This is a genomic window from Microbispora sp. NBRC 16548 (assembly GCF_030268985.1).
GTDB classification, from domain to species: domain Bacteria; phylum Actinomycetota; class Actinomycetes; order Streptosporangiales; family Streptosporangiaceae; genus Microbispora; species Microbispora catharanthi.
On record NZ_BSSF01000011.1, the window covers coordinates 222250 to 239186 of the forward strand.

General features: G+C 70.1%; 17 protein-coding genes. 7 read left to right on the forward strand and 10 right to left on the reverse strand.

The annotated features are described in order from the left end of the window. Nucleotides 1–11 precede the first annotated feature (11 nt). Complete coding sequence (locus tag QSK36_RS28960) at nt 12–632, reverse strand: GNAT family N-acetyltransferase (RefSeq protein WP_139575468.1); 621 nt, start codon at nt 630–632, stop codon at nt 12–14. Nucleotides 633–984: 352 nt separating this feature from the next. Between QSK36_RS28960 and QSK36_RS28965 the strand changes: the two genes are divergently transcribed. Further along, nucleotides 985–2217 carry an aminotransferase-like domain-containing protein gene (locus tag QSK36_RS28965; RefSeq protein WP_502883357.1) on the forward strand — a complete coding sequence of 411 codons (1233 nt, stop codon included), beginning with the start codon at nt 985–987 and terminating at the stop codon, nt 2215–2217. Between the two features lie 312 nt (nt 2218–2529). After that, complete coding sequence (locus QSK36_RS28970; protein WP_182901790.1) at nt 2530–3480, forward strand: D-alanine--D-alanine ligase family protein; 951 nt, start codon at nt 2530–2532, stop codon at nt 3478–3480. A gap of 723 nt (nt 3481–4203) precedes the next feature. Here QSK36_RS28970 and QSK36_RS28975 read toward each other — a convergent pair. The 8 genes from QSK36_RS28975 to rpmH form a co-directional block, all read right to left on the reverse strand. Next, entirely contained in the window at nt 4204–5187 is a 984-nt protein-coding gene (locus tag QSK36_RS28975) for a ParB/RepB/Spo0J family partition protein (RefSeq protein ID WP_183538233.1), read from the reverse strand. Between the two features lie 430 nt (nt 5188–5617). Further along, the gene (locus tag QSK36_RS28980; RefSeq protein WP_205825859.1) at nt 5618–6391 is read right to left on the reverse strand and encodes a ParA family protein; all 774 of its coding nucleotides are present in this window, start codon (nt 6389–6391) and stop codon (nt 5618–5620) included. A 322-nt stretch (nt 6392–6713) separates the two neighbouring features. Continuing rightward, nucleotides 6714–7394, reverse strand: a complete 681-nt coding sequence (gene rsmG, locus QSK36_RS28985) for a 16S rRNA (guanine(527)-N(7))-methyltransferase RsmG (protein ID WP_285784531.1) — start codon at nt 7392–7394, stop codon at nt 6714–6716. Between the two features lie 199 nt (nt 7395–7593). After that, complete coding sequence (locus QSK36_RS28990) at nt 7594–8088, reverse strand: Jag family protein (protein ID WP_182901793.1); 495 nt, start codon at nt 8086–8088, stop codon at nt 7594–7596. A gap of 18 nt (nt 8089–8106) precedes the next feature. Then, nucleotides 8107–9057: a membrane protein insertase YidC gene (gene yidC, locus QSK36_RS28995; protein ID WP_285784532.1), complete on the reverse strand. Its 951-nt coding sequence runs from the start codon at nt 9055–9057 to the stop codon at nt 8107–8109. A 4-nt stretch (nt 9058–9061) separates the two neighbouring features. Beyond that, nucleotides 9062–9376 (reverse strand): membrane protein insertion efficiency factor YidD, encoded by a 315-nt coding sequence (gene yidD, locus QSK36_RS29000; RefSeq protein ID WP_079314210.1) that lies wholly within the window; start codon nt 9374–9376, stop codon nt 9062–9064. Then, on the reverse strand, nt 9373–9750 hold the full coding sequence (gene rnpA / locus QSK36_RS29005; RefSeq protein WP_079314209.1) for a ribonuclease P protein component: 378 nt from the start codon (nt 9748–9750) through the stop codon (nt 9373–9375). The genes yidD and rnpA overlap by 4 nt, the downstream gene beginning before the upstream one ends. Nucleotides 9751–9811: 61 nt before the next feature. Beyond that, nucleotides 9812–9949: a 50S ribosomal protein L34 gene (gene rpmH / locus QSK36_RS29010; protein ID WP_015772801.1), complete on the reverse strand. Its 138-nt coding sequence runs from the start codon at nt 9947–9949 to the stop codon at nt 9812–9814. A gap of 435 nt (nt 9950–10384) precedes the next feature. Between rpmH and dnaA the strand changes: the two genes are divergently transcribed. The 3 genes from dnaA (at nt 10385) to gnd (ending at nt 14748) form a co-directional block, all read left to right on the forward strand. After that, nucleotides 10385–12037: a chromosomal replication initiator protein DnaA gene (gene dnaA / locus QSK36_RS29015; protein WP_285784533.1), complete on the forward strand. Its 1653-nt coding sequence runs from the start codon at nt 10385–10387 to the stop codon at nt 12035–12037. Nucleotides 12038–12559: 522 nt separating this feature from the next. Next, complete coding sequence (gene dnaN, locus QSK36_RS29020; RefSeq protein WP_030508588.1) at nt 12560–13699, forward strand: DNA polymerase III subunit beta; 1140 nt, start codon at nt 12560–12562, stop codon at nt 13697–13699. 104 nt (nt 13700–13803) lie between these two features. Continuing rightward, nucleotides 13804–14748, forward strand: a complete 945-nt coding sequence (gene gnd, locus QSK36_RS29025; protein WP_183538228.1) for a phosphogluconate dehydrogenase (NAD(+)-dependent, decarboxylating) — start codon at nt 13804–13806, stop codon at nt 14746–14748. Between the two features lie 7 nt (nt 14749–14755). Here gnd and QSK36_RS29030 read toward each other — a convergent pair whose 3' ends face one another. Continuing rightward, nucleotides 14756–14893: a hypothetical protein gene (locus QSK36_RS29030; protein WP_285784534.1), complete on the reverse strand. Its 138-nt coding sequence runs from the start codon at nt 14891–14893 to the stop codon at nt 14756–14758. Nucleotides 14894–15004: 111 nt separating this feature from the next. On the opposite strand from QSK36_RS29030, the gene recF reads away from it, so the two are divergent. Both recF and QSK36_RS29040 read left to right on the forward strand, forming a co-directional pair. Next, on the forward strand, nt 15005–16192 hold the full coding sequence (gene recF, locus QSK36_RS29035) for a DNA replication/repair protein RecF (protein WP_139575459.1): 1188 nt from the start codon (nt 15005–15007) through the stop codon (nt 16190–16192). Beyond that, nucleotides 16182–16715 carry a DciA family protein gene (locus QSK36_RS29040; protein ID WP_285784535.1) on the forward strand — a complete coding sequence of 178 codons (534 nt, stop codon included), beginning with the start codon at nt 16182–16184 and terminating at the stop codon, nt 16713–16715. Before recF ends, QSK36_RS29040 begins: the two co-directional genes overlap by 11 nt. The last annotated feature ends 222 nt before the right edge of the window (nt 16716–16937 follow it).

The window sequence follows — 16937 nt, forward strand, 5'->3', positions numbered from 1 at the left end:
TGGAAGCCCCCTCAGACGGGCCGCAGGGCCCGCTCGGGGGACATCGACCCCAGCAGGCGCTCCAGCGCCACCTCGACGTCCTCACGCCACGACACGGCCGTCTTGAGCTCCAGCCGGAGGCGGGGGAAGCGCAGATGCGGGCGCACGGTCTTGAACCCGACCGACAGCAGATAGTCGGCGGGCAGCACGCAGCCGCCCGGCTGCTCCCACTTCAGGTCGCCGAACGCCTCGATCGCCCGCACGCCGCGGCGGGTCAGGTCCTTGGCGACGCCCTGCACGAGCATCCGGCCCAGCCCTCCGCCGGTGAACTCCGGCACGATGTGCGCGGTCATCAGCAGCACGGCGTCCGAGCTGACCGGGGAGGTCGGGAACGCCACCGAGCGCGGGACGTACAACGGCGGGGCGTAGAGCACGAACCCGGCCGCCACGCCGTCGACGTAGGCGATCTTCCCGCAGCTCCCCCATTCGAGGAGGGTCGCGGAGATCCACGCCTCCTTCTCCAGGGCCGGGTCGCCCGCCTCCACGGCGCGCTCGCCGCTGACGGGGTCGAGCTCCCAGAACACGCACCGCCGGCACCGCCGCGGCAGGTCATCGAGATTGTCGAGGGTGACATTGACCAGCCGACGCGACACGTGATGCCCCAATCCCCGTCAGGAGTCCTGCCAGAAAAGCGCGCGAATACGGCGTCTCCAGCTCGCATCGTAACTCAGCGGAAGGGCGGGAGCGGGAGCGCCACAACGACCGCCGACGACCATTAAAGGGGTTGGCCGGACCGAAACCAGTGGTGCGGGAATGCAAGAAAAGGGGCCCTTGATGGTCAATACCCTGTTGTGATCGGAGTGGCGCGTTACCGTACTCTGGATTTCTCGGCTACGTGATCGGAGGTGGACCGTGGCACAAGAGCTAGATCACGGTCGGACGCACGCGACCCATGGGTCGCGAATTGACGCCTACGTCGACAGGTACGCCGCCCGCGCTGCCGGGATGGTCGCCTCCGAGATCCGAGCTCTCTTCGCCGTCGCGTCGAGGCCCGAGGTGGTCTCGCTCGCCGGCGGCATGCCGTACGTCAACGCGCTCCCCCTCGACCTCGTCAGCGAGCTCGTCGCCGACCTGGTCACCTCGCGCGGATCCGTCGCCCTGCAGTACGGCTCCGGGCAGGGCGACCCCGCCCTGCGCGAGCAGATCTGCGAGGTCATGCGCATGGAGGGCATCGAGGCGAACGCCGACGACGTCGTCGTCACGGTGGGCTCGCAGCAGGCGCTCGACCTGATCACCCGGATCTTCATCGACCCCGGCGACGTCGTGCTCGCCGAGGGACCCTCGTACGTCGGGGCGCTCGGAACGTTCAGCGCCTACCAGGCCAAGGTCGTCCACATCGCCATGGACGACCAGGGCCTCATCCCCGAGGCCCTCGCGCAGACCATCTACGCGCTCCATGCGGCCGGCAACCGGATCAAGTTCCTCTACACGATCCCCAACTTCCAGAACCCGGCCGGCGTGACGTTGAACGAGGTGCGCCGCCGCCAGGTGCTGGAGATCTGCCGCCGCGCCGGCGTCCTCGTGGTGGAGGACAACCCGTACGGCCTGCTCGGTTTCGACGGGGAACCGATGCGGGCCCTGCGGGCCGACGACCCCGAGGGCGTCGTCTACCTCGGCTCGTTCTCCAAGACCCTCGCCCCCGGCTTCCGCGTCGGCTGGGCCCTCGCCCCACACGCCGTACGCGACAAGCTGGTCCTGGCGATGGAGTCGGCGGTGCTGTCGCACTCGTCCTTCACCCAGCTCGCCGTGGGCCAGTATCTCGCCACCCAGCCGTGGCGCGAGCAGATCAAGTCGTTTCGTGAGCTGTACCGCGAGCGGCGTGACGCGCTCCTGGGCGCGCTCGATGTGCTCATGCCGCCCGGCTGCACGTGGACCCGCCCCGCAGGCGGGTTCTTCGTCTGGATGACGCTTCCCGAGGGGCTCAACTCCAAGGCGATCCTCCCCCGTGCGGTCGCCGAGCGGGTCGCGTTCGTGCCGGGCACCGGCTTCTACTCCGACGGCGGCGGCGCGCGGAACATGCGTCTGTCGTTCTGCTACCCGGAGCCGGACCGCATCAAGGAGGGCGTGCGCCGCCTGGCCGGTGTGATCGAGCAGGAGCTCAGGCTGCGGGACACGTTCGGCACGGGCTCCACGCCGGGGCGCGCCGGCGTCGACACTCCCGGCCCGGATCTCGCCTAGACACGGTACGGCCGCTGCCCCCAGCGACGGAGGAGCCGCCCATGGCACCGCTCATGGGCGGCTCCGGCACAAGTACGACCTTGTCTGAGACGCGACGCGACGACGCGGCGGCGCGGGCGGGGCACTAGCCTGTTCAGGCTGGCCGTACTGACTTCTCGAGGCGAGAAAGGCCCTCTTCGTGAGCGAGCGAACGATGACCCAAGGATCGCCCCCTGCGCGTCCGTGGAGGGGGACGCGACCCGGGCCAGGCGAGACGGATCACCACTGGACCGCAGCCGGCGCCGTGGTGGAGCACATCGGCGGTGAGGCGCCATGAGCGATCTGGGCCACGTGCTCATCCTCGCGGGAGGGCTCTCCTACGAGCGTGAGGTCTCCATCCGCTCGGGACGCCGCGTCGCGGAGGTGCTGCGGGCGGCCGGTGTGGACGTGGAGACGCGCGACGCCGACTCCACCCTCGTGCCCGCCGTGCTGGCGGACCCGCCGGACGCGGTCTTCGTCACCCTGCACGGCGGCGCCGGAGAGGACGGCGCCATCCGCTCGGTGCTTGAACTTCTCGACGTGCCCTACGTCGGGGCGACGCCGGACGCCTGCCGGGTCGCCTTCGACAAGCCCACGGCGAAGGCGGTCGTCCGCTCCTGGGGGCTGAACACGCCCGACTCGGTGGCGCTGCCCAAGGAGACGTTCCACGATCTCGGTGCCACGGCCGTGCTCGCCCGCATCATCGATCGGCTCGGCCTGCCGCTCTTCGTCAAGCCATCGCGCGGCGGCTCCGCGCTGGGCGCCTCCATGGTGCGCACGGCGGAGGAGTTGCCCGCCGCGATGGTCGGTTGCTTCGCCTACGGCGACACCGCGCTCATCGAGCGGTACGTCCAGGGCGTCGAGGTCGCGGTCTCCGTGGTGGATCTCGGCGACGGGCCGGTCGCCCTGCCACCGGTGGAGATCGTGCCCGACCGAGGCGTGTACGACTACGCGGCCCGCTACACGGCCGGGCAGACGGAGTTCTTCGCACCGGCCCGGCTCTCCCCCGAGGCCACCGAGGCGTGTGCGGGCATGGCGGTCGCCGCCCACACCGCGCTCGGCCTGCGAGACATCTCCCGTACCGACCTCATCGTCGACGCCGACGGCAAGCCGTACTTCCTCGAAGTGAACGTGGCACCCGGCATGACGGAGACCTCTCTGCTGCCCATGGCGGCGGAGGCGGCGGGCCGCGATCTCGGCACGCTGTGCAAGGGACTCCTGGAGCTCGCCGCAATCCGAGGCTGATCCCGCCCCGGTTTCACGTGAAACAGCCCCTCCAGGCTCGCCTGGAGGGGCTGTTTCACGCCCCGAGACCGATGCTTCCAGGGGTTCCGGGGGCTGAGTGGGGTGTCACGAACCTTGGCCGGTACGGTCACTGCGCCGGAAGGAACCTCCGGTCCTCGCGAAGCCCCGCTCCGCTGGGCCTTCGCTGCGGTCCTCGCTCCCTTCCGCTCCGCTCCCTCGATCACGGCGATCGTTGGTACACAGCGCACCAGGGGCGCCTGACGACCGGCACGCCCTACCGCCGCAGCGGCTACAGAAGTGTCTCTCTCGGAGCGCCCACGCGTCCGCGTGGCTCCCCGGAGAGGCCACTGAGTGCCAGGCGGGAGATGACGGAGGCGGGGTCCGATCACCGTGGCTCCGGCCCGTGGCGGCTCACCCGCGGAACCAGCAGACCCCCACCGGGCCGCCGGCCCCCTCCTCCCCCGGCAACCGCCTGAGTGTCAGGGGCGTTCGACCTCGGATGGGCGGAACCGACGAACGCGTAGGTCGGGGTATCGACCTGGTCGCATCCGACCCTCTAAGCGGCCGGTGGCGTTCATGCAGCTGCCGTCGAGCGAATCGAATGCGAACTAGGTCGCAGCGGGGATGCCATATCGGCCCCCAGCACCCCAGTGAGGAGGCCGTGGGTGCGATGTTTCACGTGAAACCGGCGGCAGATCGCGCGTGCCACCATGGTCTCTGCGGTTACTCCGCCGTGATGCCCCTGCTTCGCATCGCGTGGGCGGCCTCCGGCGCCATCGTGTCGATGATGCGCTCCAGGTCGTCGATCGTGGAGAACTCGACCACGATGCGCCCCTTCCGGCTGCCGAGATCGACCTTCACCTTCGTCTCGAAGTGGTCCGAGAGCCGATCCGCCAGGTCGCGCAGCGCCGGGGCTGTCGGCTTCTTCGCCCGGGGCTTGCGCGGAGCCGGCCCCGCGGTCGCCTCGCCCAGAGCCACGATCTCCTCTACGGTCCTGACCGACAGCCCTTCGGCCACGATCCGGGTCGCCAGCCGCTCCTGGGCGGCGGGGTCGTTCAGCGTAAGCAGCGCCCGGGCGTGCCCGGCGCTGATAACCCCGGCCGCCACCCGGCGCTGCACCTCGGGAGGAAGGTTCAGCAATCGCAGGGTGTTGCTGATGTGCGAGCGCGACCGTCCGACCTTCCTGGCGAGCACCTCGTGGGTGGCCCCGAAGTCGTCCAGAAGCTGCTGGTAGGCCGCCGCCTCTTCCAGCGCGTTCAGCTGCTCCCGCTGGAGGTTCTCGATGAGCGCCTCACGGAGCATCTCGTCGTCCTGGGTGCTCCGGACGATCGCGGGGATGCGGTCCAGCCCGGCGATCTGCGAGGCGCGCCACCTCCGCTCCCCCATGATGAGCTCGAAGCGGCCGTCCTCCACGGCGCGGACGACGACCGGCTGCAGCAGGCCGACCTCCTTGATGGACGCCGCGAGCTCGTCGAGCCGGTCCTCGTCGAACACCTCCCGCGGCTGCCGCGGGTTCCGGGAGATGGAGTCGACCTCGATCTCCTGGAAGTAGGCGCCCTCCACCGGACGCAGGCCCGTCCCGTCCGTCCCGGGCGCGGCTGACGGCGGACCTGCCGGAGCGCTCGCCACGGACGCCGGATCGACGATCGGTCCCGTGGGGATCAGAGCCCCAAGACCCTTGCCCAGTCCCCGACGCTGCTGGCTCACCGCTGCTCCTTCATACCCGCACAGAAGGCGGGTGCCCAGCGACTCGGGGTCACTGGGCACCGGCACGCACACACCAGGAGAGAGTACCGCTGCGAAGCCCTGCCATGAGTCTCCGCGCATCCAGCCGTGCACAATCCCACCGCCAGAGCCCGGCGCGTGGCCGGGCATAAGGAGCGGAGCGGGCGAGAGCGAGGACCGCAGCGAAGGCCCAGCGGAGCGGGCTTCGCGAGGACCGGAGCTTCTGCCCGGCGCAGTGACGTCCCGAAAGAAAACGTCCCAAGGCCGAGGCACCCCTGAGCCATCATGGCCCCGGCGCCATCACCTGCGCCGGGTGCCAGTGACGCCACACCGGCACGTCCTCGTCCGCACGCCGTCTCTCGCGCCGTCCGCACGGCAGCACGGCGCACGTCCGGAGCGCCGCCATCCTCTGTCAGGCGCCGGCGAGGGCCGCCGCCCGATAGGCGATCTCGCGAGCAGCGCCCATGTATGCCAGTGCCCCGCTCGATCCCGGGTCGTACGTCATGACCGACTGGCCGTAGCTGGGCGCCTCGGAGACGCGGACGCTCCTGGGGATGACGGCGTCGAGCACGGTGTCGCCGAAGTGGGAGCGCACCTCTTCGGCCACCTGGGAGGCGAGGCGGGTCCGGCCGTCGTACATCGTGAGCAGGATGGTCGAGACCGCCAGCGTCTGGTTGAGGTGCGCGCGCACCAGTTCCACGTTCTGCATAAGCTGGGTGAGCCCCTCCAGGGCGTAGTACTCGCACTGGATGGGAATCAGCACCTCCTGGGCCGCCGCCATGGCGTTCACGGTCAGCAGGCCCAGCGACGGCGGGCAGTCGATGAGGATGTAGTCGAACTCCATCGCGTCGAACGAGGCGAGCGCCCGCCGCAGACGGGTCTCCCGGCCGACCATCGGAACCAGCTCGATCTCCGCGCCCGCGAGGTCGAGCGTGGCCGGAGCGCAGTACAGATTGGGCATGTCGGGGACCGGATTCACGATCTGCGACAGCGGCATGTCGTCCACGAGAACCTGGTACACCGACGGCATCCCCGACCGATGTTCCGTCGCCAACGCCGTGGACGCGTTGCCCTGCGGGTCGAGATCGACCACGAGAACGCGCTGATCGTGCATGGACAGCGCCGCCGCGAGGTTGACGGCCGTGGTGGTCTTCCCCACGCCGCCCTTCTGGTTGGCCACCGTCATCACGCGACACCGGGTAGGCCGGGGCCAGGCCCCCTCGTCGCGCGTCGAGTAACCGACGGAAGGCGCAGCCGCCTGCGGGGGCGTGGCGGCTGTTTCACGTGAAACCACAGAACTCAGTGCCTCTCGTACCAGCGGCGAATCGCCAGGGTTAAGGGGGGTCTGGGACACGGTCGTCGTCCTTTCGACCGGCGAGACAGGGGGACGAGGCCAGCCCACCCCGGAGGACCGGCCTGCTGTCGCGATCTCCCAGCGTAGGGGGAGCCGAGTCTCCGGCCAACCCAGACCCGCTGTCACACCGCCTGATCCGGCGTCCGCCACCGGCTCACCTCTTTCGTCGCCTCCGCGTGTCCGTTCGCGGAGACCGTCCGGCGACGACGCGAACGAGGGTCGCGGGCGGCTCGACCTTACCGCGCCCCACCGTGACCAGCTCGACGTGCGTCACGCCATACGACTCCAACTGGGGGCGAGCCGCGTCCAGTTCCTCCTGTGCCCGCTCCCCCTTCATCGCGAGCAACTCCCCGCCCTCGCGCAGCAGCGGCATCGACCACGACAGCAGACGGTCGAGCGGCGCGACCGCCCGCGCCGTCGCCACGTCGAAGACGCGCTTGCGGGCGAGCTCCTCGGCCCGCCCACGCAGCACCTCCACGTTGTCGAGCTTGAGCGTCTCGACGCACTCGGACAGGAACACGGTGCGGCGCAGCAGCGGCTCCAGCAGGGTCACCGTCACATCGGGGCGCACGATCGCGAGCACGAGGCCGGGCAGGCCGGCGCCCGAGCCGATGTCGATCACAGTAGAGTCCGGCGGGACCGCCTCCTCCACGACCGCGCAATTCAGCAGGTGCCGGTCCCAGATGCGGGGCACCTCGCGCGGCCCCAGCAGTCCCCGCACCACGCCGGGCCCGGCGAGCAACTCGGCGAACACCCGGGCCCGCTCCAACGCCTCACCGGTGAAAATCTCCCGGGCCACCGGGGGCGCCTCGGGCAGCTCGTTGCTCTCCGTCATCACTCACTCATCCAGGAACGCTCTCGGCCAAGGGTAACCGTCCTTTCCCCTCGGCGACGGCCAGCCGTACATCCGGCGGCCGCCGGCCGTGCGATGCCGGCCGAAGGGGCAGGGCGAGGAAGGGACGTACAGGACGGAAAAGCCGCCGGTCCCGGATGTGGGACCGGCGGCTTCCCCGCGTCGGAACTGTGAAAAGCGGTCAGGCGGGCAGGACCACCACGAAGCGGCGGGGTTCCTCGCCCTCGGACTCGCTGCGCAGGCCCGCAGCGGCGACCGCGTCGTGAACGATCTTGCGCTCGAACGGCGTCATCGGCTTGAGCGCCTTCGGCTCGCCGGTGCGCTTGACGTCGTCGGCCGCCGTGGCGCCCACCTTGGTGAGCTCTGCCCGGCGCCGCTCCCGATAGCCGCCCACGTCGAGCATGAGTCGCGAACGCTCCCCCGTCTGGCGGTGCACGGCCAGGCGCGTCAGCTCCTGCAGCGCCTCGAGCACCTCCCCGCCGGGGCCCACGAGCTCGTCGCCCTTGACGCCCACGATCGAGACCATCGCACGGTCCCCCTCGACGTCCATGTCGATGTCGCCGTCGAGGTCGGCGATGTCGAGCAGGCCCTCCAGGTAGTCCGCCGCGATCTCGCCCTCCTGTTCCAGGGCTTCGACGTCGGGAGCAGGCTTGAGGGTCTCCTCAGCTTCGGTCACGTCCGGACTCTCCTTCTCCTACGACTTCTTGCTGCCGGTGCGCTTGCTGCGAGGCTGGCGCGCCGGTTGCTGACGGACGATCTTGGGGGCGGGTTCGGGCTCAGGCTGCGCCGCCGCCTTGGGCTTTCCCACCAGCTTGGTGAAGATGCCGTTCGTCGGCTCGGGAGTGGTGACGTTGCCCTTCTCGTCCACGACCGGCATCGGGTGACGGCTGTAGAACCAGTGCTGCTGGCCGAGCGTCCACAGGTTGGTGGTCACCCAGTAGAGGATCAGGCCGAGCTGGAAGTTCAGGCTGAAGACGGCGAACAGCGGCGAGATGTACATGAGGAGCTTCTGCTGCTGCGCCATGGGGTTGTCCGGCATCTGCGCCACCGAGCGCTTCACGCTCTGCCGGACGGTGAGGAACGTGGTGCACGAGCTGACAGCCACGAAGCAGGCGAGCACGATCTTCGTCATCAGCGGCTGAGCGCCGAGACTCTGGATGACCTCGGAGCTGTCGAAGAACTTCGCCGCCAGCGGCGCGCCGATGACGTGCGCGGCGCGCGCGCTGTCCACGAGCGCCTTGTCCATTCCGAACGCGACCCGGTCCTCGGCGATGGCCCGCAGCACGGTGAACATCGAGATGAAGATCGGGAACTGCGCGACGATCGGGAGGCAGCCCCCGAGTGGGTTGGCGCCTCCCTCCTGGTACAGCCGCATGACCTCCTGGTTCATGCGCTGCTTGTCGTTCTTGTACTTCTTGCGCAGCTCCTGGACCTTGGGCGCCAGCTCCTGCATCTTGCGCGACGAGCGCATCTGCTTCATGAAGAGCGGGAAGATCAGCAGACGCATCAGCACGGTCAGCGTGATGATGGTCAGCGCCCAGTTGAGACCGCTGCTGGAGGGGATGAAAGTGCTGTACCCGGCGTGGATCCAGGTGATCACCTGCGCCACGGCCGTGTACAGCCAGTTCAGGAATGGCAGCTCCACCGAGCTAGCTCCCTTGCGTTTCGTCGTGAGACCGGACTCGGCGTGGGGGCACCGGGTCGAAACCTCCAGGATGGAACGGGTGACACCGTCCGATACGCCTGACGGTCAGCCATACCCCGCGCGCCGCTCCATGAACGGCGACGGCTTCCAGACCATAGGCACTGCAGGACGGCTCGAACCGGCACCTCGGCCCCAGCATCGGGCTGATGAAGGCGCGGTAGAACCGGATGATCGCGAGCAGCACGCGGGCGACCGGCCCGGTCGCGGGCCGATCCGCCTCCCCGGGCACCACGGCCGGGGTCGGTTGCTGCGCTGTCATGACCGTCCATCCGTCGGGGTCCGGGAATCGGACCCGCGCCGCCGGAGTAAACGACTCAGCGCGACGTCGAGTTCGGCGGCCAGGTGCTCGCTGCGCGCGGACGCGGCCGGTGGATTGGCGCGTACCACCAGAAGGCTACCTCTCGGCAGCAGCGGCAGGCGGCTCCGCACGAGGTGTCTCAACCTGCGCCTGACCTGGTTCCGCACCACGGCGCCACCGACCGCCTTGCTCACGACGAAGCCGACCAGCGGTGGCTCGTCGGCGTCACGCAGGTTCAGGTGTGCGACCAGGGTGGGACGCCCGGCGCGCCGCCCACGGCGAATCGCGTCGGCGAACTCGTCACCCCGCCGCATGCGGGACGCGGACGGCAGCACCGGGCCTTCCTCGACGTATGGCCGCCCGCTCCGCTCGGCACGGGCGGGCGGCGTCTGATCGTCAGACCGTCAGCTCGGCGCGGCCCTTGCGGCGGCGCGCGGCCAGGATGGCGCGGCCGGCCCGGGTGCGCATGCGCAGCCGGAAGCCGTGGGTCTTCGCGCGGCGACGGTTGTTCGGCTGGTAAGTACGCTTGCTCACGGGTGGGCTCCAGGCTTCAGGTACGTCCGCGGCGTTCCGCGGGCGCGGTACATTCCATGGTCACGGCTCGTCATATGCGCGGGCATGCGAAATAGCCGTCGCGTGATTAGCCGACCGGGATACGTTACGGGCCCACCGTACGTCAGGTCAAACCGGCACCCGTGACGCCAAGCGAGTACGGCGAGCGACCATGGCCCGTTAGGCTGTGGACAACGCCTTGAACACAGGTTGCGCACACCGCTACCGTCGGCCGTCCGGCCCTTCCCCCCACCAGCGTGAATGTGCCCGGGGAGGATGCACGGGCTGTGCACATCATGTGGATCATATGTGGATGGCAGCCGGAAGAGGGCCGGTGCGACGAGGCGTACAGGACTGAGAAACGACACGGATCGCGGCGGGCGAGCGGGGCCGCGCAACGAGAGGAGGGGCCGAGCCATGGAAGGCGTCGATCTCAACGCTGTATGGGCTCGGGCCCTCAGGACCCTGCTCGACGAGGGCGTCTCGGGGCAGCAGCGGGCGTTCCTCCAGATGACGCAGCCCTCCGGACTCATCAACGACACGATTCTCCTGGCGGCCCCCAACGACTTCGCCAAAGAGGTCATCGAGGTACGGCTGCGCCCGCTGATCGTGCACGCGTTGTCGCAGGAGCTCGGCCGGCCCGTGCGGATCGCCGTGATGGTGGATCCCGGCGCCGGCCTGTCCGCCGCCCCGGACCCCGCCGTGGCGCCGTCGGCCGACCATCGTCCACAGGTGCCGTCCACAGATTATCCACAGCCCCGCCCCCAGGCTCCGCGCTTCCCCTTAGCCGAGGACGGCCCGATCCGGCGCGACACCGAGCCGCACGGGCCGCACTATCCACAGGGCCAGCAGTATCCACAGCCACCGCAGCACATGTCCCCGCCGGACCACCCGCAGCGACCCGGCGGCTACTCCCCCGAGCCGCCCGCCGCGCCCAAGCCCGAGCCGGTGCCGGGCCCCGTGTCCGGTCCTGTGCCCGGCGGTCCCGGGCAGAACCGCTGGGACGCCCGCGGCGGCCGCACCTCCGGCGAGCCGGCCCGGCTGAACGCCAAGTACACGTTCGAGACGTTCGTCATCGGCGCCAGCAACCGCTTCGCGCACGCCGCCGCCGTCGCGGTCGCCGAGGCCCCCGCCAAGGCGTACAACCCGCTGTTCATCTACGGCGACTCGGGACTGGGGAAGACCCACCTGCTGCACGCGATCGGCCACTACGCGCAGAGCCTGTACGACGGCGCCCGGGTGCGGTACGTGAGCTCCGAGGAGTTCACCAACGACTTCATCAACTCCATCCGGGACCACAAGGCCGACGGGTTCCGCTCCCGCTTCCGGGCTGTGGACATCCTCCTCGTGGACGACATCCAGTTCCTCGAGGGCAAGGAGCAGACGCAGGAGGAGTTCTTCCACACCTTCAACACCCTCCACAACGCCAGCAAGCAGATCGTCATCTCCAGCGACCGGGCGCCGAAGCAGCTCGTGACGCTGGAGGACCGGCTGCGCAACCGGTTCGAGTGGGGGCTGATCACCGATGTCCAGCCGCCCGAGCTGGAGACCCGCATCGCGATCCTGCGCAAGAAGGCGATCCAGGAGGGCCTGGCCGCGCCGCCCGACGTGCTGGAGTACATCGCCAGCCGCATCGCGACCAACATCCGGGAGCTCGAGGGCGCACTGATCCGGGTCACCGCGTTCGCCAGCCTCAACCGGCAGTCTGTGGACATCCAGCTCGCCGAGATCGTCCTCAAGGACCTCATCAGCGAGGACGCGAGCCCGGAGATCACCATCTCCCTCATCATGTCCACAACCGCCGAGTACTTCGGTGTCTCCCTCGACGACCTGTGTGGAAGCTCACGCTCGCGCGCCCTGGTCACCGCCCGCCAGATCGCCATGTACCTGGCCCGCGAGCTGACCGACCTGTCCCTGCCCAAGATCGGCCAGCAGTTCGGCGGGCGCGACCACACGACCGTGATGCACGCGGAGCGTAAAATCCGGTCGCTCATGGCCGAGCGGCGCTCGATGTACAACCAGGTCAACGAGCTGACGACACGGATCAAGCAGCGCGCACGCAACGCTTAGTACACAGCTGTGGATAACTCTGTGGATCAAAAATTCCGCCCTCGGCGGCGGCTCCGTGCGCTACCCCCACCTTCTCCGGCCCGCCAACGCGCCGTCCCCACTTGGGGACAACTTTGGGGAGAACCTGGGGATGGCTTGGGGAATACCCGTGGACGAGCTGGGGACGCCCTGTGCGTACTCGTCACACACAGCTCAGCTGTCCCTTTTACCCCGTGGACAACCGGTGGAAACCTCGTGGATTACTCGTGGACAGAGGGCCCTCAGCCTGGGGAACGAGTGTGGGGACAGCGGGGCCACCCACAGTCCACAGGGGGTCCGTCCACGGTTCCCCCACACCGGCGGTGGATGAATCAGCTCCGCTGAGCTGCGAAAATGCTCGACATCCACATATCCACACTGCCTAATAGGACGACTTGTATCTCTCTCTAAGGAACTCAAGAACCATAGAAGGGGTTCTGGAGGCACACAGGTGCGGGAGAGTGAAGACTTGACGAAGCAGCGACACCCAGGAGGCTGATCCACGTGATGTTCCGGATCGATCGCGACGTGCTCGCCGAGGCCGTGGCGTGGACGGCACGGAGCCTTCCGGCCCGTCCCTCGGTGCCGGTGCTCGCCGGCATGCGGCTGGAGGTGACCGACGACCAGCGGCTGAAGCTCTCCGGCTTCGACTACGAGGTCTCCGCCGAGGTGACCCTCGACCTGCAGACCGGAGAGCCGGGCGTGGTGCTCGTCTCGGGCAAGCTCCTCGCCGAGATCACCCGCGCGCTCCCCGCACAGCCGGTCGAACTGGTTGTGGACGGAGCCAAGGCCGTCGTCACCTGCGGCAGCGCCCGGTTCACACTTCTCACCATGCCTGTGGAGGACTACCCCTCCCTCCCGGCCATGCCGCCCGCCGCCGGACGGGTCGGCAGCGACGTGTTCGCCTCCGCCGTCGGCCAGGTGGCCGTCGCCGCGGGCAAGGACGACACCCTCCCGATGCTCACCGGCGTACGGATGGAGATCGAGGGCGACACCGTGACCCTCGCCGCCACCGACCGCTACCGCCTCGCCGTACGCGAGCTGAAGTGGCAGCCCGAGCAGCCCGACTTCCAGGCCGTGGCGATGATCCCCGGCCGTACGCTGGCGGACACGGCCAAGGCGCTGGGCGGCACCGGCGCGGAGGTCGAGATCGCGCTGAGCTCGGCCGGCGGCACCGGCGAGGGCATGATCGGGTTCTCCAGCTCCGGACGGCGGACGACGACCCGGCTGCTCGACCCCGAGTTCCCCAAGTACCGCTCGCTGCTGCCCACCGAGTTCTCCGCGCGCGCGGACCTGTCCACAGCCTCGTTCGTCGAGGCCGTCAAGCGCGTCGCGCTCGTCGCCGAGCGCAACACCCCCGTGCGGCTGGCCTTCCGCGGCGGAGAGGTCGTCCTGGAGGCCGGCAGCGGCGACGAGGCGCAGGCCGTGGAGGCGCTGCCGGTCGAGTTCGACGGCGACGAGATCAACATCGCCTTCAACCACCAGTTCCTGCTGGAGGGCCTCGGGGCGATCGACTCCGACGTCGCGCGGCTCCAGTTCACCACGCCGACCAAGCCCGCCATCCTCACCGGGGGCAAGCCTGTGGACGACGGGGGGAGCGAGGACTACCGCTACCTCATCATGCCCATCCGCCTGTCCAGCTGACGCGGCCCGAGCACCCCGGGCGTACGATCTCCTGCGGGCATGGACCCCTGATGCATGGGTACGCGTGCCTCGGCGGACGACGCAGATGTTGAGGGGTGGCTCAGATGCAGATCGGCATGATCGGGCTCGGCAAAATGGGCGGGAACATGGCCGAGCGGCTGCGGCGCGGCGGCCACGAGGTCGTCGGCTACGACCGCGATCCCTCCATCAGCGACGTCGGCAGCCTGAAGGACCTCGTCGAGAGGCTTCAGGCACCGCGCGCGATCTGGGTCATGGTCCCCGCCGGGGCGCCGACGCGGAGCACCGTCGAGCAGCTGCGCGACCTGCTGTCGGACGGCGACATCGTCATCGACGGCGGCAACTCGCACTACCTGGACGACCAGCGGCACGCGGCCGACCTCCGCACCCACGGCATCGGCTTCGTCGACGTGGGCGTCAGCGGCGGCGTCTGGGGCCTGGAGTACGGCTACGCCCTGATGACCGGCGGCGACGAGGAGCACGTCCGCCGGCTCATGCCGATCTTCGAGACGCTCAAGCCGGAGGGCGAGGACGGCTTCGTCCACGCGGGCGGCGTGGGCGCCGGCCACTTCGCGAAGATGGTCCACAACGGCATCGAGTACGGCATGATGCAGGCCTTCGCCGAGGGCTGGGAGCTGCTGGAGGCCAGCGACGCCGTCACCAACGTCCCCGAGACGTTCAAGAGCTGGCGGCACGGCACGGTCATCCGGTCCTGGCTGCTCGACCTGCTGGTGCGGGCGCTGGAGGAGGACCCCGACCTCACCGAGCTCAAGGGCTACGCGGAGGACTCCGGCGAGGGCCGGTGGACGGTCCAGGCCGCCGTGGACCACGCCGTGCCCCTGCCGGCCATCACGGCCGCGCTGTACGCCCGCTTCGCCTCGCGCCAGGCCGACTCCCCGGCGATGAAGATGGTCGCGGCGCTGCGCAACCAGTTCGGCGGGCACTCGGTCGCCTCGGCCGAGGGCCAGACCGGCAAGGGCGCCGACGCCCCCGGCGCCGACGTCACCCCGCCGGTGGAGGCCGAGGGCTGACGCGCGGTCAGACCTCGTCGTCCATGCGCTGCGGCCGGGCGAACTCCGCGCCGCAGGCCTTCAGTTCGTCCACAAGGGTGTGAACGCCGGGGGCGTCCGGGTAGGTGACGCGGCCTGACCGCGGGCCGCGGCGTCGATCTTCCACAGGCTGTGGACGAACAATCCCGCACCCACTCGCTTCTCCACAGCGCGCCGTTTCTCCACAGCGCATCGTGGCCGGGACACGAAGGCCGGGCACCGGCACTAGCCTGGCGGGGTGCACGTGGCGAGCCTGTCCCTGACCGACTTCCGGTCCTACCCGGAGGTCGAACTCGTGCTGGAACCCGGGGCGACGGCGTTCGTCGGGCCGAACGGGCAGGGCAAGACCAACCTGGTCGAGGCGCTTGGCTACATCGCTACCCATTCGAGCCACCGCGTGGCCACCGATGCGCCGCTCGTACGGCACGGCGCGCAGCGGGCGATCGTGCGCGCTGCGGTGGTCAGGGACGACCGCCGCGCGCTGATCGAGATCGAGATCAACCCGGGCCGGGCCAACCGCGCCAGGGTGAACCGCTCGCCCGTCCCCCGGCCGCGCGACGCCCTGGGCCTGCTGCGGACCGTGCTGTTCGCCCCGGAGGACCTCGCACTGGTCAAGGGTGACCCGTCCGAGCGCCGCCGTTTCATGGACGACCTGCTCGTCGCCCGCGTCCCCAGGTTCGCGGGCGTGCGCGCCGACTACGAGCGCGTGCTCAAGCAGCGCAACGCGCTCCTGCGCACGGCCGCGGCGACGCGGGTGGGACGGCGGCGCGGCGGCCGCAGGCAGGAGGACGACGCGGCCTTCGCCGCCGCCGGCGCGGGAGACGTCCTGAGCACGCTCGAGGTCTGGGACTCCCACCTGGTGCGCCACGGCGCGGAACTGCTGGCGGCGCGGCTGCGCCTGGTGGACGCGCTGCGTCCGCTCGTGGCGAAGGCGTACGCCACGCTCGCCCCGTCGTCGGGACTCGCCGATCTCGAATACCGGCCGTCGGGGTTATCCACAGATATCCCCACCCTGGGGACAAACCGGGAACTACTGGCCGAGCACCTGCGGACGGGCCTCGCGGAGGCTCGTCAGGCGGAGCTCGAACGCGGCGTGACCCTCGTCGGCCCGCACCGCGACGACCTGCTGCTGCGGCTGGGCGAGTTGCCTGCCCGGGGCTACGCGAGCCACGGCGAGTCGTGGTCGTTCGCCCTCGCGTTGCGGCTGGCCGCCTATGACCTGCTGAGAGCCGACGGCGGCGACCCCGTGCTGATCCTGGACGACGTCTTCGCGGAGCTGGACGGTCAGCGGCGCAGGCGGCTCACCGAGATCGTCGCCCCGGCCGAGCAGGTGCTCATCACGGCGGCGGTGCCGGACGACGTGCCGCCCGAGCTGGCCGGCGCCCGGTTCGACGTGGTGGAAGGGAGCGTGACCCGTGTCCGATGAGATATCCACAGGCGGTGGACAGTCCCCGCGGGGCGCGGCCGCGAGGGGTGCCGCGGCGGCGCGGGAGAAGCTGGCCCAGGCGAAGGCCGACGCGCTGAAACGGGGGCAGCTTCCGCGCACCGAGCCGCGCCGCCGCTCCGGCTCGGGCGGCCAACGACGGGACGCCGGCGACCCGCTGCCGTTCGGCCGGGCGATCCGCGACCTGCTCGCCGCCCGGGGATGGGAGCAGCCGGTCGCGGTGGGCGGGGTGTTCGGCCGCTGGGCGGAGATCGTCGGCCCCGAGCTGGCCGCCCACACCAGGCCGGAGACCTTCGAGGACGGCGAGGTGGTGGTCGCCGCCGACTCGACCGCCTGGGCGACCCAGGTCCGGCTGCTCGCGTCCACCCTGGTCAGGCGCTTGAACGAGGAGCTCGGCGACGGCGTCGTGACCCGCGTCAAGGTGCACGGCCCCGGCGTGGGTCACCGCCCGGAGGGCGGCCTGCGCGTACGCGGGAGCCGTGGGCCGGGCGATACATACGGCTGAGCGCGAGGCGGCGAGCGCCGTCCGGGGCCCGCGCCGACGCGCGACGATCTGAAAACCGGCCCGAGGAGAGCCCGAACCGGCCCAAAATCGCGTCTGCGGCTCCGACCCCCGTTCCGTGTGGGGGGTGCTCGGAAACATGATCGTCAAGCGACAGGGCATCACAGCCCCCGTGAATGCCACCTGATGTCCGCCGGACCGGTAGAATGTAAACGGACTCAAGGA

Bases quoted from the DNA above. Each gene is read 5' to 3' on its own strand.
- QSK36_RS28970 (WP_182901790.1), top strand. From the start codon at position 2,530: ATGAGCGATCTGGGCCACGTGCTCATCCTCGCGGGAGGGCTCTCCTAC.
- gnd (WP_183538228.1), top strand. From the start codon at position 13,804: ATGCAGATCGGCATGATCGGGCTCGGCAAAATGGGCGGGAACATGGCC.
- rsmG (WP_285784531.1), bottom strand. From the start codon at position 7,394: ATGACGGAGAGCAACGAGCTGCCCGAGGCGCCCCCGGTGGCCCGGGAG.
- QSK36_RS28965 (WP_502883357.1), top strand. From the start codon at position 985: ATGGTCGCCTCCGAGATCCGAGCTCTCTTCGCCGTCGCGTCGAGGCCC.
- dnaA (WP_285784533.1), top strand. From the start codon at position 10,385: ATGGAAGGCGTCGATCTCAACGCTGTATGGGCTCGGGCCCTCAGGACC.
- QSK36_RS28980 (WP_205825859.1), bottom strand. From the start codon at position 6,391: ATGACGGTGGCCAACCAGAAGGGCGGCGTGGGGAAGACCACCACGGCC.
- yidD (WP_079314210.1), bottom strand. From the start codon at position 9,376: ATGACAGCGCAGCAACCGACCCCGGCCGTGGTGCCCGGGGAGGCGGAT.